Genomic DNA, 13,887 nt, shown 5'->3' with positions numbered 1-13,887 from the left:
TCACCGATCAGTCGCGCGTAGGGTCGGAAGGGACGGACCCCGGCCGACGAAGGAGTCAGCGCATGGCGCAGGAAGTACGCGGTGTGATCGCACCCGGCAAGGACGAGCCGGTGCGGATCGAGACCATCGTGGTGCCCGACCCCGGCCCGGGCGAGGCGGTCGTGCGCGTCCAGGCCTGCGGTGTGTGCCACACCGACCTGCACTACAAGCAGGGCGGGATCAACGACGACTTCCCGTTCCTGCTCGGCCACGAGGCCGCGGGCGTGGTGGAGGCCGTGGGCGACGGCGTCACCGACGTCGAACCCGGCGACTTCGTGATCCTGAACTGGCGCGCGGTGTGCGGCAGGTGCCGGGCCTGTCTGCGCGGGCGGCCCTGGTACTGCTTCGACACGCACAACGCGCGGCAGAAGATGACGCTGACCGACGGCACGGAGCTGTCCGCGGCCCTCGGCATCGGCGCCTTCGCGGAGAAGACGCTGGTCGCCGCCGGGCAGTGCACCAAGGTCGACCCTAACGTGGCCCCGCAGGTGGCCGGGCTGCTCGGCTGCGGCGTGATGGCCGGCATCGGGGCGGCGATCAACACCGGCAACGTCGGCCGGGGCGACTCGGTCGCCGTCATCGGCTGCGGCGGCGTCGGGGACGCGGCCATCGCCGGCTCGCACCTGGCCGGAGCGGCGACGATCATCGCCGTCGACATCGACGACCGCAAACTGGACACCGCCCGGTCCATGGGCGCCACCCACACGGTCAACTCGCGCGAGAACGACCCCGTCGCGGCCATCCGCGAGCTGACCGGCGGGTTCGGCGCCGACGTCGTCATCGAGGCCGTCGGCCGCCCGGAGACCTACAAGCAGGCCTTCTACGCCCGCGACCTCGCCGGCACGGTCGTCCTCGTCGGCGTGCCCACCCCCGAGATGAAGCTCGAACTGCCCCTGCTGGACGTCTTCGGCCGCGGCGGGGCGCTGAAGTCGTCCTGGTACGGCGACTGCCTGCCCTCCCGGGACTTCCCCATGCTGATCGACCTGCACCTGCAGGGACGCCTGGACCTCGGCGCGTTCGTCACCGAGACCATCGGACTCGACGAGGTGGAGAAGGCGTTCGAGCGGATGCACCACGGTGACGTGCTGCGCTCGGTGGTGGTGCTCTGATGACCACGCGCGTCGAACACCTCGTCACCTCCGGGCAGTTCACCCTTGACGGCGGCACCTGGGACGTCGACAACAACGTGTGGATCGTCGGCGACGACCACGAGGTGGTCGTCATCGACGCCGCCCACGACGCCGACGCCATCGCCGAGGCCGTCGGCGACCGCCGCCTGACGGCGATCGTGTGCACGCACGCCCACAACGACCACATCGACGCCGCCCCCGCGCTCGCCGAACGCACCGGCGCCACCATCTGGCTGCACCGCGACGACCTGCCGCTGTGGAAGCGGACCCACCCCGACCGGGAGCCCGACGCCTGGCTGGTCGACGGCCAGGTCATCGAGGCCGGCGGCGCCGACCTCCGGGTGATCCACACTCCGGGGCACGCGCCCGGCGCGGTGTGTCTGTACGACCCCGCACTGGGCACCGTCTTCACCGGCGACACCCTCTTCCAGGGCGGTCCGGGCGCCACCGGCCGGTCCTTCTCGCACTTCCCGACGATCATCGACTCGATCCGCGACCGGCTGCTCACCCTGCCGCCGGAGACGACCGTCCGCACCGGCCACGGCGACTCCACCACGATCGGCGCGGAGGCCCCGCAGCTGCAGGAGTGGATCGCCCGGGGCCACTGATCGCGTGTCGCCGTAAAAGGCGACAGAAGATGTCCGGCTTACCCGGCACTCTGGGACCGCAACGCAGTCGAGGGCACGGGAGGCCGGACATGTCAGCTCCGCTCAAGGGCAAGGTCGCACTGGTCGCCGGGGCGACCCGGGGCGCGGGACGGGGGATCGCCGTCGAACTGGGCGCGGCCGGCGCCACGGTCTACGTCACCGGCCGCACCACCCGGGAGCGCCGCTCGGAGTACGACCGGCCGGAGACCATCGAGGACACCGCCGACCTGGTCACCGAGGCCGGCGGCCGGGGCATCGCGGTCCCCGCCGACCATCTCGACCCCGCACAGGTCCGTGCCGTGGTGGACCGGATCGCCGACGAGCAGGGGCGCCTCGACGTCCTCGTCAACGACATCTGGGGCGGTGAGAAGCTCTTCGAGTGGGACGCCCCGCTGTGGGAGCACGACCTGGACAAGGGCCTGCGCCTGCTGCGCCTCGCCGTCGAGACGCACGCGATCACCAGCCACCACGCCCTGCCCCTACTGCTGCGCAACCCCGGCGGCCTGGTCGTCGAGGTCACCGACGGCACCGCCGAGTACAACGGCGACCACTTCCGCGTGAACTTCTTCTACGACCTCGCCAAGAGCGCCGTCCTGCGCATGGCCTTCGCCCTCGGCCACGAACTCGGCCCGCGCGGCGCCACCGCCGTCGCCCTCACTCCCGGCTGGCTGCGCTCGGAGCTGATGCTCGACACCTACGGGGTGCGGGAGGACAACTGGCGCGACGCCCTGGAACGCGTCCCCCACTTCGCCATCTCGGAGACCCCGCGCTACGTCGGCCGGGCCGTGACCGCGCTCGCCGCAGACCCGGACGTGACCCGCTTCAACGGCACCTCCCTCTCCAGCGGCGGCCTCGCCCAGGTGTACGGCTTCACCGACCTCGACGGCAGCCGCCCGGACGCCTGGCGGTATCTGGTCGAGGTCCAGGACGCGGGCAAGCCGGCCGACACGACCGGTTACCGGTGACCAGGGCACCTGCGGAACAGTCCGTGTCCGTAATGCCTGTTGTGTAGCCGTATATCTGTCATGCGCCGGTGGGGATTGTCACTGTTCCGTCGCAGCCCCGTCGGCCGCACAACCACACCCCGGGCTCGCCCGTCTAGCTGGCAGACATCGCAGACCACTGACGCGAAGGGGCATGACCAGCCATGGGGGACGTACGCAGACGGGGTGCCGTCGCACTCGGGCTCACCGCACTGGTGGCACCGCTCACGCTGGCGCTCGGCGCCACGCCGGCCGCCGCCGCGAGCTGCACCACGCAGACCGGGCCGTACCAGAAGCAGGTGGAGAAGTTCCTCGGCCTTCCGGTCGACGGCAAGCAGTCCGCCACCGACTGCAAGGCCATCAAGGCCTTCCAGACCAAGCACGGCATCACCCCGAACATCGGCTACGCCGGATCCGTCACCTGGGGCGTGATGGACCTGATGCAGAAGCAGAAGGCCGTCGGGAAGAACCCCAACAAGGACGGCAAGTGCCCGGTGAACAAGGGCCGCATCGCCTGTGTGAACCTGACGCTCCAGCTGAGCTGGATCCAGGACGGCAAGAAGCTCGTCTACGGCCCGGTCCCCGTCCGCACCGGCCGTGACGGCGACGAGACGCGCACCGGCCTGAAGAAGATCTACTGGCGCAACATCGACCACGTCTCGTCCATCTACGACGTGCCGATGCCCTACGCCCAGTTCTTCGACGGCGGGCAGGCCTTCCACCAGGCGAACGTCAGCATGTGGAACCCGCCTGGCTCGCGCGGCTGCGTCAACATGACCAAGACCGACGCCAAGAAGTACTGGTCGATGCTGAAGAAGGGCGACGACGTCTTCGTCTACGGCCGCAAGCCGGGCACCTGATCCCGGGCACCCGGCTCGCGTCGGCCCCTACTGCGGGGCGTCCCCGAAGTCCGGGATCTCCAGCCGCACACCGCCCTGCCGCGCCGACTCGTGCGCGATGATGCCCGGCAGGGTGTAACGGGCGGCCACCCACGCGTTCACCGACGGCAGGGTGCGCTGGTTCACGGCGGTCACGAAGTCGTCCACCAGGAAGTGGTGGCTGCCCTCATGGCCGTTGTGGAGGTGGTCGAACTCCCGCGGCAGCCGTGCGCGGTCGTGCACGGGCGCCGAACCGGAGGTGAAGGCGGCCCGCAGCTCCGGCGCGATGTGCCGCAACGACGGATCGTCGGGGGACATCGTGGGCTTGGGCTCCAGCAGTTCGCTGATGTCCTTCACCCCCTGCTTGTCCTGCCACAGGGCGACCGTGGCGAGCTGCTCCATGCTCGCCTCGGTCCCGAAGAACCGGAACCGCGACTCACGTATGTGGGAGGGGTAGCCGACCCGCCGGAACTCGTTCGTGCGGAACGAGCCGCCGCCCGCCACCTCGAACAGCGCGGTGGCGTTGGAGAAGTCGTTGCCGAACTGGCTGACCTCCTTGTCGAAGACGCCGTCGCCGCGGTCGTCGACGACACCGATCGCCGACACACTGACCGCGTGCGTCTTCCAGGCGCCCAGCACCCCGCCGACCGCGTGCGTCGGGTACAACAGCGGGGGATAGCTGGCGGTCGCCTTCCAGTTCTCGCCGCCGCTGTACTGGTAGGCCTCGTAGAACCCCAGGTCCATGTCGTGGACGTAGTCGCCCTCGGCGTAGAAGAGCCGCCCGAAGGCGCCCTCGGCAATCTGGTTGCGGGCGTGCACGGTGGCCGGGTTGTACTCGCTGGTCTCGCCCATCATGTACGTCAGCCCCGTGGCCTTGACCGCGTCGATGATCGCCGCGATCTCCTCCGTGCTGATCGCCATGGGGACCGCCGAGTACACGTGCTTGCCGGCGTTGAGCCCCTGGAGCACCAGCGGCCCGTGTGTCCACCGCTGCGTGAAGATCGCGACGGCGTCGACGTCCTCCGACTCCAGCATGGCCTGGTACGACGGGAAGGTGCCGGCCAGGTGCTGCGCGGCGGCGAGCTGCTCCGCCCGCTCGGGCAGCAGGTCGGTGACGTAGACGGCGCTGACGCCGGGATGGGCCTGGAAAAGGGTGGCGAACTGGCCCGAGAACTGTCCGGCGCCGACGATGCCGAGGGAGAACGTCATGGAACGCGTGCCCTTCACTGGGAGAGGATGAGGTTGATCTGGTCGTTGGTCTGGTCGAGGCTGCTCACGGGCTTGCCGTTGCCGTAGATGTCCTCCATGGCAGGGGTCATGAGCGCCGTCATGTCCGTCGAGTAGCTGGCGATCGGGTAGGAGAAGGTCCGGAAGTTCTTCTTGTCGGCCACGGGCTCGGTGAAGGACGACACGTCGATGCCCTTCTTCCGGTACGCGGCGACGGCCGCCTCGGTCCCGGCCTTGGTGGCCGGGAAGACGACGCCGTAACCGCCGACCACCTTCTGGCACTTGTCGGAGGCCAGGTACGCCACCCACTTCTTGGCGCCCGTCTTGTTCTTGGAGGCCTTGGTGACGGAGTCGGCGAGGCCGTTCATCATCGTGGCGCGCTTGCCGGTCGGGCCGACCGGCGTGAGGGCGGTCCCGATGTCCCGGCCCTTGAAGCCCGCGTACGTGGAGATCATCCAGGCGCCGTCGAAGGCGGTGGCGGCCTTGCCGGCCGCGACCTGCGTGTTGGCCTGGTTGGACTGGACGTTGTAGTCGGACAGCGGGGGCATGTAGCCCTTCTTCGCCAGGCCGAAGTACCACTTGATGACGGACTGGAAGGTGTCGCTGTCGTACTGGTACTTCGTGCCCCAGCGCGGCTTGTCGAGGTAGCTCCAGCCCGCGGAGGCGGCGAAGTTGCTCCACTGGGTCTGGCCGTCGCCGAAGCCGCCGCCGTTGGTGGCCAGGCCGTACACCTTGACGTTGTTCCTGTCGAAGCCCGGCTCGTCACCCCGTTTGCCGTTCCGGTCGATCGTGAGACGGGCGATGGCCTTCTCGAAGGTGCCGCCGTCCTCCGGGTTCCAGGACAGGTTGTTCAGCTGCTCGGCGGTGAGGCCGGCGTCCTTCGTCATCTTGGAGTTGTAGAACAGCGCGACGGTGTCCCAGTCCTTGGGGGCGCCGTAGCGGCGGCCGTCCTTGCCGACCCAGTTGGCGGCGAGGCCCGGCTGGTAGTCGGAGTCCTCGATCCCGAGGTCGTCGAGCGGTTCGAGGACCTGCAGGTCGGCGTACTGGCCGAAGTTCTGGATGTGGTCGGTGAACACGTCCGGCTGGGTGCCCGCGATGAACCCGGCGGTCAGCTTGGTCCAGTAGTCCGACCAGCCCAACTGCGTGATCTCGACCTTGAGTCCGGGGTTCTCCTTCTCGAACCCCTTGGCGCAGGCCTGGTAGGCGGGCAGCTGGTTGGCGTCCCACAGCCAGTACGTGACCGTGTGCGGGGACGATCCGGCGCCGCCTTGCGCGCATCCGCTGACCAGGGACAGCGCGAGCGCTCCGGTCGCCGCGACGAGCGTACGAATTCGCATCCCAGTCCCCTTACTTGATCCCGGTGAAGCCGATGGAGCTGACGATGCGGCGCGCGAAACAGGCGAACAGCACCAGCATGGGCAGCGCGGCGATGAGCGTCGCGGCCATGAGCCCGGACCAGTCGACGCCGGTGGCCGGGGTCTGCGCCCGGAAGATCGCCAGCGCCACCGTCAGCACGCGCGAGCTGTCGCTGTAGGAGACCATCAGCGGCCAGAAGTAGTCGTTCCACGAGGTGATGTACGTCAGCACGCCGAGCGTCACGATCGGCGTGGACGCCATCGGCAGCACCACCCGGAAGAAGATCTTGACCTTTCCGGCGCCGTCGAGCAGCGCGGCCTCCTCCACCTCCTTGGGGATGTTCATGAAGAACTGGCGCAGGAAGAACACCGCGAACGGGGTCATGAACATGGTGGGCAGCGCGATGCCGAGAAGCGTGTCCACCAGGTGCAGTTGCTTGATGAGCACGAAGTTCGGCAGCAGGGTGAAGATGGCCGGCACCATCATCCCGGCCAGGAACAGTCCGAACACCTTGTCCCGCCCGCGCCACCGCAGCCGCGAGAAGGCGTACGCGGCCATCGCGGAGAAGAAGATCTGACAGACGGTGATCAGGGTCGAGACGAGCACGGAGTTGAGCAGGTAGCGCCAGAAGTCCAGCCCGCCGCCCGCGCCGCCCTGCGCGATCGCCTCCTCCGCGGACTGCAGGCCCAGGGCCCGTTCGAAGCCGCTGGTGGTGAGGTCGACGGGCAGCGGGTTGGTGGGGTCGGCGCTCAGGCCCGCGTTGGTGGAGAGCGCGGTGCGCAGGATCCAGTAGAACGGCAGCAGGGTGATGAGGACGATCAGCCCCATCACGGTCCAGGCGACGGCCCGCCCGAAGGGGAACCCGCGCCGGGCCGGCCGCACCCGCGTCGGTGTCGTTGTCGTCACGGCGGTCATGCCGGTGTCTCCCTTCCGTCAGCCGAGGTCGGTCCGGCCGGCCCGGGTGAGCCGGTACTGCAGGACGGTGATCGCGCTCAGCACGACCAGCAGGGCGACGGACATGGCCGAGGCGTAGCCGAACTGGAAGCGGCCGAAGGCCGAGCCGTAGATGTAGTACTGGAGCACGTTGGTCGCGTTCGCCGGGCCGCCCGCGGTGGTCACGGCCACGGTGTCGAACACCTGGAACGACCCGATCACCGTCATGATCAGCACGACCGCGAGCACCGGTCGCAGCAGCGGCATGGTGATCCGCCAGAACATCCGCCACTCGCTCGCGCCGTCCACCCGGGCCGCCTCGTACATGTCGTTCGGGATGGCCTGGAGACCGGCGAACAGCAGCAGTGCGGTGTAGCCGACGTGCCGCCACACGTTGATGAGCGCGATCGTCGGGATCGCCCAGGTCTCGTCGGCGAGGAACGGGACGCGGTCGACGCCGGCGGCGCTGATGATCTCGTTGCCGATGCCGAGCTGTGTGTCGAGGATCCACAGCCAGACCAGACCGGCCACCACGTTCGACATCAAATACGGCGTGAGCACGATGCCCCGCAGCACCGCCGACCGCGTCAGCCGCTGGAGCAGCACGGCGATGGCGAGCGCCGCGACCGTCTGGACGCCGATGTTGATGACGACGTACTCGACGGTGACCCACAGGGAGTCCCAGAAGATCGGGTCGTTGACCATGCGGACGTAGTTGTCCAGGCCCACCCACTCCGCCGGTGTCAGCAGGTTGTAGCGGGTGAAGCTCAGGTAGACGCCCCGGAGCGTCGGCCAGAGCAGGAAGACCAGGAAGCCGAGGAGCGCCGGCGCGATGAAGAGCGCGGCGAGCCGCCCGTCACCGCGGTCCTCCCCGGCCACGCCTGGTGGTGTTCCGGTCCTGCTGCGGACCTCCGCCGCACCGCCCGTGGGCAGGCGCGACGGAGGACTGCTGGAGGCGATGGTCATCGGGAGACTCCCTCGCTGCGGCGGCTCGTCCTCTGGCGGGACTTACTTTTGGGGCGAAACAATTGCTGCGTCAAGAGGTGAGCAAACATCTTCTCGCAGGAACCTTCACCGCTCTAGAGTGGTCATGTTGATTTCGGTGCGAAAAAAACGAGGGGGTCGGACGTCCATGACCGCAGGCGCCGCCAGCTGGCTGCCGCTGAGCCAGGGGGAGCGCTCGGTGGCGATCGAGGTGCTGGTGCACGGACCGTTGTCCCGGAGCGAACTCGCCCGGCGGCTGGGCCTGTCGGCCGGCAGCCTCACCCGCCTGACCAAGCCGCTGATCGAGTCGGGCCTGCTGGTCGAGGTGCCCGAGGCGGGGGTGCCGGAGGGGGCGCGCCAGGGCCGTCCCTCCCAGCCGCTCGACGTCGTCGCCGACTCCCGGTTCTTCCTCGGCTTCAAGATCACCGAGGACATGGTCTACGGCGTGGTCACCACGTTGCGCAGCCGCATCGTCGCCCGCCTCGACCGTCCGCTCACCACCCACGATCCGGCCGAGGTCGCCGACCTGCTCGCCGCGATGACGGCCGAACTGGCCGCGGAGCACCCCCGGCCCGCCGGCATCGGCATCGGAGTCGGCGGCTTCGTCCAGGACCGGGCCGTGGTCGGCGAGTCGCCCTTCCTGCTGTGGCGCGACGTGCCGCTCGCCGACCTGGTCGCAAAGCGCACGGGGCTCCCGGTCGTCGTCGAGAACGACGTCGCGGCGCTGGTGGAGGCCGAGACCTGGTTCGGCGCCGGACGCGGGCTGGACCGCTTCGTCGTCCTCACCATCGGCGCCGGCCTCGGGTACGGGCTCGTGCTGGGCGGCAAGCGGGTGCCCTTCGCGGAGGAGGACCGCGGCTTCGGCCGCCACTGGATCGTCGACCCCCACGGCCCGCTCACCCCGGACGGCCGGCGCGGCAGCGCCGTCTCCCTCCTGACCATCCCCAGCATCCGCTACCAGATCCGGGCCGCCACCGGCCGCGACCGCACCTACGAGGAGATCCTCGCGCTGGCCGCCGCCGGGGACCCGATGCCCGCCCGGGTCGTCGAGGAGGCGGCACGGGCCCTCGGTACGCTCGTTGCGCAGATCTCCAACTTCGTGATGCCGCAGAAGATCCTGCTCGCCGGGGAGGGGGTCGGGCTGATGGACGTGGCCGGGAAGACCGTCGAGGAGACCGTCCGCGACCACCGGCACCCGCTGGCCGCCCCGGTCGGCCTGGAGACGAAGGTGTCCGACTTCCACGACTGGGCGCGCGGCGCGGCGGTGCTCGCCATCAAGGTGCTGGTGCTGGGCTCGGCGGAAGCGTGAACTAGCTCACGTTTACCGGGAGATGGACGTGATCAGCAACACTGTCCGAAATGACCGTTTAGCTGGTGATTACTCACATCGCCTTCACTTCAACAGACGTATGCTTCACAGCATGTCCACCACTGTTGAACCCTCTTCCGAGCGATCGGCTGACGAGGTCAACGAGGAGATCCGGGCCCTGTGGCGCCGGTCGGGCGGGACACTGAGCGTCGAGCAGCGCGAGGAGTACCAGCGCCTCGTCCTGGAGTGGGCCGCCGCGGCCCCGCAATCGGCGCCGGCGGCCTGACCCACCGGTCCGCTGACGCATCGGACCCTCGTCCCGGGGCACCCTTGATCCGATGGGTGCCCTTCTCGCACTTTCCTCCGCAGCCGTCTACGGCATCGTGGTCCCCCGAGCTCTCGGCTTCGCTCGAGCAGGGCGGACGCCGTGCGGCACGCCCGCACGCTGCGGCTCCCGGCGGTCCGCTGCCTCCAGGCCGTGCCGACCGGAGCCGGGGCGGCGCTCGGCCTCGTGCTGTATCTCCTCGCCGCGCAGCGGCAGTTGCCGGCCGTTGCCGTCGTCCTCGCCTCGCTGTACCCGGCGCTTCCCGTGGTCCTCGGCCTGGCCCTCCTGGGCGAGCGGGTCAGCCGCCGCCAGGTGATGGGCCTGCTGGGCGCAGGTGTGGCGACGGTACTGCTCACCCTGGGGTGAGGACCGGGTCCGGCCCGGACTCATCCCCATGTCGCCGAGTAGTACTGCCGGTACGCCTTGCGGTCCTGCTCGGCCCGGATCCAGCGGGTCGCCACCAGGGCCACCAGGCTGCCCGCGATGACCAGCAGGCCCGGGCCCACGTTGCGCGGGTCGGTCAGCCGGCCCAGCAGCGACGAGACGTCGGCGCCGGACACCGGCGCCGACGACCCGGGCGAGGCCGCGGCGGCATCCTGCGAGGCCGACGGGGTGGGCGCCGCGCCCGCGCCGCCACCGGCCTGCCGGGCCACGATCAGCTTGACCCCGAGCTCGCTCAGCGCCTTCGTCACCGGCTGGAAGAACGTCGTACCGCCCGCCGTGCAGTCCCCGCTGCCGCCCGAGGTCACGCCGAGCGCGATGCCGTCGGCGAACATCGGGCCGCCGCTGTCCCCGGGTTCGGCGCACACGTTGGTCTCGATGAGCCCGGTGACCGTGCCCTCGGGGTAGTTGACCGTCGCGTTGAGGGCCGTGACCTCCCCCTGCCGCAGCCCGCTGGTGCTGCCGCTGCGGAAGATCCGCTGCCCGACCTGCGGGTCGGCCAGGCCCGTGATCCGCACACCCTTGCCGTCCCCGACCGACACCACGTCCGCGCCCTGTCCCGCGCGCCCGCTGTCGTACCTCACCAGGGAGTAGTCGTCGCCCGGGAAGCTGCCCCGCAGCGAGGTGCCGACCTGCTCGCGGCCCCGGTCGTCGGCGAACCAGACGGAACCGTCGGGCCCGCAGTGCCCGGCCGTGAGGATGTAGTCGCTCCTGCCGTCGGTGACGTTGAACCCCGCCGAGCAGCGCCCCGCGGTCGACAGGATCGGCTGCGCGCCGTTGAGGCGCGTCGTGAAGGTGCCCTCGGTGCGTTCCATCCGGACGAAGCCGCCGATGCCCCGCGCGACCTCGGTCAGCCGGGACCAGTCGGAGGCCGAGACGGTGCTGTCGCCGCGCACCACGACCTGGTTGCCCTTGTAGTCCAGGGCCCAGGCGGTCCCGGGCACCCGGGGCGCCGAACGCAGCGTCGCCGTCGCCGACTTGAGGTCCTTCATGCTGTGGCTGACCATCTTCGCCCGGGCCCCGGCCCGTTCGACCTCCGCTGCGGCCTTCCGGTCGGTGACCGCGACGACCGGCCGGCCGGCCGCGTCCACCCAGCTGCCGGCCGTGCGGGAGGCGCCGAGCCGGGTGACCAGGTCGGTGCCCGTGTCGCCGGCTGGCTTCGCCGTGTAGGGGACGCCGACGGACGGGTCGGGAGGCTCGCTCGCCACGGCGCGTGTGACCATCACTCCTCCGAGGAGGAGTCCGCCGACGGCCGCCAGCCGTGTCACTCGCCGGACGACCCGTCGTCGTGCGTGCCTCATGCATGGCTCCCGAACCCGAACAGCGCGGCGCGAACACCGCGGGGCCCTCCGTCAGTTGAGCGCCCTTCCTCCCATACGGGGCCGAGCCGTGCGGCGTTCACCGCGCGCGTGATCTCTTCCGCCGTCAGCCGGTCACCGGCGTGGCGAGCAGGGCGCGGCTGCGCGCGTCGCCCCACACCGAGGCCGGATCGACGTAGGGCCGCAGCAGGGCGGTGAGCGCCGGGTCCCCGCGTCCGTTCAGCTCGTCGGAGGCGATCTTGCGGGCGACACCGGCCAGGAAGTCGGCGATCTGCACCCGCGCGTCGTCCCGCGCGACGACCAGCCGCAGCCCGGCCAGGGCCACGCCGGCCTGCCGGGCGCCCTCCTCGATCCACGCGATGCGGTCCGGGGTGAGCATGTTCTGCCGGTCGTGCACCAGCCGGATCCGCCGCCCGCCCCCGCTCCACAGCGCGGCCGTCCGCACGATCGCCGGGAGCAGCGGATTGAGCACCGGGACCAGGGGCGGTCCGTCCAGGAACCCCGCCCGGTAGGCCACGGCGCGGTCCCGGGTCACGGCGAGCCGTCCGAGGAGCCGGGCCGCCTCCGTGCCCGGGTGCGCGCGGCGCAGGGCGTCGACCGTGCCGTAGAAGGCGTCCACGACGTCGCCGTCGCCGCGGACCCGCAGCAGCCGGTTGGCCGCCTCCAGGAAGGCCCGCCAGCCGTCGTCCCCGAGGGTGCGGCGTCCCGCGCGGAACAACGCCGGAGCCTCGGCCGTACCGTCGAGCAGCAGGCCGGCGGCCCGCTCCACCACGAAGTACGACTTCTCCATGAGGTGCACCCGAGCCCGCCCGTGGATCGGCCCCTCCGGCGCGAGCAGCCACTCCAGCACGGCCCTGTGCTTCTCCCGCAGCAGGTGGTTGGCCTTGTACTCCTCCGCCGGTGAACGGATCCGGTCCCGGATCTCCCGGACCGCCGCCGCGGCCGACGCCCCGGAAAGCGACACGCTGCCGTGCGCGAACACGTCCGTGTTCCCGCCCGTGAGGTTCTCGCCGTCCGACCCGGACTCGTCGCAGGCGATCTCCGGCAACGCGTCCGACACCCCGCCCGGCCCCCCGTCCTCACGATTCCCGCTCACCGCGCAGCCCCCTATCGTGTGCCCATGACCAGGATCCCGCACGAGACGTCCGGTGAACCGAACCCCCTGCGAGTCCTCACCCTCGAACAGCTCCGGCGCCGCACGAGCATGAAGTGGCGCACCCACCCCGAAGACGTGCTGCCCCTGTGGGTGGCCGAGATGGACGTGCCGCTCGCCGAGCCGGTCGTCCGCGCCCTCACCGAGGCACTGGAAACCGGCGACACCGGCTACCCCGCGGGCACCGCCTACGCGGAGGCGCTGGCCGCCTTCGCCGCCAAGCGGTGGAACTGGGACGGGCTCGCCGTCGAGCGCACCGCGATCGTGCCCGACGTCATGCTGGGCGTGGTCGAGATGCTCAAACTGGTCACCGGCCCCGGGGACGCGGTGGTCGTCAACCCGCCCGTGTACCCGCCGTTCTACGCGTTCGTCACCCACCTGGACCGGCGGGTCGTGCAGGCCCCGCTCGGGGCGGACGGACGCCTCGACCTCGGTGTCCTGGAGGAGGCCTACCGACGGGCCGTCGCCGACGGAGGGCGCGCCGCCCACCTGCTGTGCAGCCCCCAGAATCCGACCGGCACCGTGCACACCCGCGAGGAACTGGCGGCCGTCGCCGCGCTCGCCGAGCGGTACGGCGTGCGGGTCGTCGCCGACGAGATCCACGCCCCGCTCGTGGTCGGCGGCACCCCGTTCGTGCCGTACCTGAGCGTGCCGGGCGCCGAGCGCGGCCTGTCGCTCATGTCGGCCTCCAAGGCCTGGAACCTGGCCGGGCTCAAAGCCGCCCTCGCCCTCGCCGGGCCGGGAGCCGCCGCCGACCTGGCGCGCATGCCGGAGGAGGTCGGGCACGGTCCGAGCCACCTCGGTATCATCGCCCACACGGCCGCCCTGCGCGACGGCACCGCCTGGCTGGACGCGCTGCTGGCCGGCCTCGACGCCAACCGGCGGCTGCTCGCGCGGCTGCTGGCCGAGCACCTGCCCGCGGTCCGCTACCGCCCGGGCGACGCGACCTACCTGGCCTGGCTCGACTGCCGTTCGCTCGGCCTCGGCGACGACCCCGCGGACCTCTTCCTGCGCCGCGGCCGCGTCGCCCTCACCTCCGGCCCGCCGTTCGGCTCCGGCGGGGCCGGGCACGCGCGCCTCAACCTGGCGGCCTCGCCCGAGGTCGTCACGGAGGCGGTGCGCAGAATGGCGGCGGTACGGGTCTGAGGACGGGGCCGCGCTCG

Annotated in this window: 14 protein-coding genes; 8 read left to right on the top strand and 6 right to left on the bottom strand. The window is 71.0% G+C overall.

The annotated features are described in order from the left end of the window. The first annotated feature begins 62 nt into the window (after window positions 1-62). From AC07DA_RS29610 to AC07DA_RS29595, 4 genes are all read left to right on the top strand, one after another. Complete coding sequence (locus AC07DA_RS29610) at window positions 63-1,148, top strand: S-(hydroxymethyl)mycothiol dehydrogenase (protein WP_479131290.1); 1,086 nt, start codon at window positions 63-65, stop codon at window positions 1,146-1,148. Continuing rightward, entirely contained in the window at window positions 1,148-1,777 is a 630-nt protein-coding gene (locus AC07DA_RS29605) for an MBL fold metallo-hydrolase (protein ID WP_479131289.1), read from the top strand. The genes AC07DA_RS29610 and AC07DA_RS29605 overlap by 1 nt, the downstream gene beginning before the upstream one ends. An 89-nt stretch (window positions 1,778-1,866) precedes the next feature. Further along, window positions 1,867-2,781, top strand: coding sequence for an SDR family oxidoreductase (locus AC07DA_RS29600; RefSeq protein WP_479131288.1), 915 nt, complete (start codon window positions 1,867-1,869; stop codon window positions 2,779-2,781). A gap of 182 nt (window positions 2,782-2,963) precedes the next feature. Then, window positions 2,964-3,659, top strand: coding sequence for a L,D-transpeptidase family protein (locus tag AC07DA_RS29595; protein WP_479131287.1), 696 nt, complete (start codon window positions 2,964-2,966; stop codon window positions 3,657-3,659). A gap of 27 nt (window positions 3,660-3,686) precedes the next feature. Here the strand turns inward: AC07DA_RS29595 and AC07DA_RS29590 are convergent, their stop codons facing one another. From AC07DA_RS29590 to AC07DA_RS29575, 4 genes are read right to left on the bottom strand one after another with little or no spacing between them, the layout of a single operon-like run. After that, window positions 3,687-4,886: a Gfo/Idh/MocA family protein gene (locus tag AC07DA_RS29590; RefSeq protein ID WP_479131286.1), complete on the bottom strand. Its 1,200-nt coding sequence runs from the start codon at window positions 4,884-4,886 to the stop codon at window positions 3,687-3,689. A 14-nt stretch (window positions 4,887-4,900) separates the two neighbouring features. Continuing rightward, window positions 4,901-6,241: an ABC transporter substrate-binding protein gene (locus tag AC07DA_RS29585; RefSeq protein WP_479131285.1), complete on the bottom strand. Its 1,341-nt coding sequence runs from the start codon at window positions 6,239-6,241 to the stop codon at window positions 4,901-4,903. Window positions 6,242-6,251: 10 nt separating this feature from the next. Further along, on the bottom strand, window positions 6,252-7,175 hold the full coding sequence (locus AC07DA_RS29580) for a carbohydrate ABC transporter permease (protein ID WP_479131284.1): 924 nt from the start codon (window positions 7,173-7,175) through the stop codon (window positions 6,252-6,254). Window positions 7,176-7,193: 18 nt separating this feature from the next. Next, window positions 7,194-8,159 carry a carbohydrate ABC transporter permease gene (locus AC07DA_RS29575; RefSeq protein ID WP_479131283.1) on the bottom strand — a complete coding sequence of 322 codons (966 nt, stop codon included), beginning with the start codon at window positions 8,157-8,159 and terminating at the stop codon, window positions 7,194-7,196. 166 nt (window positions 8,160-8,325) lie between these two features. Between AC07DA_RS29575 and AC07DA_RS29570 the strand changes: the two genes are divergently transcribed. From AC07DA_RS29570 to AC07DA_RS29560, 3 genes are all read left to right on the top strand, one after another. Continuing rightward, on the top strand, window positions 8,326-9,486 hold the full coding sequence (locus AC07DA_RS29570) for an ROK family protein (protein ID WP_479131282.1): 1,161 nt from the start codon (window positions 8,326-8,328) through the stop codon (window positions 9,484-9,486). A 100-nt stretch (window positions 9,487-9,586) separates the two neighbouring features. Next, window positions 9,587-9,772 carry a hypothetical protein gene (locus tag AC07DA_RS29565; RefSeq protein WP_094051301.1) on the top strand — a complete coding sequence of 62 codons (186 nt, stop codon included), beginning with the start codon at window positions 9,587-9,589 and terminating at the stop codon, window positions 9,770-9,772. Window positions 9,773-9,913: 141 nt separating this feature from the next. Further along, window positions 9,914-10,177 (top strand): EamA family transporter, encoded by a 264-nt coding sequence (locus AC07DA_RS29560; RefSeq protein ID WP_479131281.1) that lies wholly within the window; start codon window positions 9,914-9,916, stop codon window positions 10,175-10,177. A gap of 20 nt (window positions 10,178-10,197) precedes the next feature. Here the strand turns inward: AC07DA_RS29560 and AC07DA_RS29555 are convergent, their stop codons facing one another. Further along, window positions 10,198-11,553: a S1 family peptidase gene (locus tag AC07DA_RS29555; RefSeq protein WP_479131280.1), complete on the bottom strand. Its 1,356-nt coding sequence runs from the start codon at window positions 11,551-11,553 to the stop codon at window positions 10,198-10,200. Between the two features lie 124 nt (window positions 11,554-11,677). Continuing rightward, window positions 11,678-12,667: a hypothetical protein gene (locus AC07DA_RS29550; RefSeq protein ID WP_479131279.1), complete on the bottom strand. Its 990-nt coding sequence runs from the start codon at window positions 12,665-12,667 to the stop codon at window positions 11,678-11,680. 24 nt (window positions 12,668-12,691) lie between these two features. On the opposite strand from AC07DA_RS29550, the gene AC07DA_RS29545 reads away from it, so the two are divergent. Next, complete coding sequence (locus tag AC07DA_RS29545; protein WP_479131278.1) at window positions 12,692-13,870, top strand: MalY/PatB family protein; 1,179 nt, start codon at window positions 12,692-12,694, stop codon at window positions 13,868-13,870. Window positions 13,871-13,887 lie beyond the last annotated feature (17 nt).

The organism is Streptomyces sp. NPDC044921, from assembly GCF_056432865.1.
This window is presented reverse-complemented; position numbering and strand designations above follow the sequence as displayed.

Bases quoted from the DNA above. Each gene is read 5' to 3' on its own strand.
- AC07DA_RS29610 (WP_479131290.1), top strand. From the start codon at position 63: ATGGCGCAGGAAGTACGCGGTGTGATCGCACCCGGCAAGGACGAGCCG.
- AC07DA_RS29590 (WP_479131286.1), bottom strand. From the start codon at position 4,886: ATGACGTTCTCCCTCGGCATCGTCGGCGCCGGACAGTTCTCGGGCCAG.
- AC07DA_RS29600 (WP_479131288.1), top strand. From the start codon at position 1,867: ATGTCAGCTCCGCTCAAGGGCAAGGTCGCACTGGTCGCCGGGGCGACC.
- AC07DA_RS29585 (WP_479131285.1), bottom strand. From the start codon at position 6,241: ATGCGAATTCGTACGCTCGTCGCGGCGACCGGAGCGCTCGCGCTGTCC.
- AC07DA_RS29555 (WP_479131280.1), bottom strand. From the start codon at position 11,553: ATGAGGCACGCACGACGACGGGTCGTCCGGCGAGTGACACGGCTGGCG.
- AC07DA_RS29595 (WP_479131287.1), top strand. From the start codon at position 2,964: ATGGGGGACGTACGCAGACGGGGTGCCGTCGCACTCGGGCTCACCGCA.
- AC07DA_RS29575 (WP_479131283.1), bottom strand. From the start codon at position 8,159: ATGACCATCGCCTCCAGCAGTCCTCCGTCGCGCCTGCCCACGGGCGGT.
- AC07DA_RS29570 (WP_479131282.1), top strand. From the start codon at position 8,326: ATGACCGCAGGCGCCGCCAGCTGGCTGCCGCTGAGCCAGGGGGAGCGC.
- AC07DA_RS29565 (WP_094051301.1), top strand. From the start codon at position 9,587: ATGCTTCACAGCATGTCCACCACTGTTGAACCCTCTTCCGAGCGATCG.
- AC07DA_RS29605 (WP_479131289.1), top strand. From the start codon at position 1,148: ATGACCACGCGCGTCGAACACCTCGTCACCTCCGGGCAGTTCACCCTT.
- AC07DA_RS29545 (WP_479131278.1), top strand. From the start codon at position 12,692: ATGACCAGGATCCCGCACGAGACGTCCGGTGAACCGAACCCCCTGCGA.
- AC07DA_RS29580 (WP_479131284.1), bottom strand. From the start codon at position 7,175: ATGACCGCCGTGACGACAACGACACCGACGCGGGTGCGGCCGGCCCGG.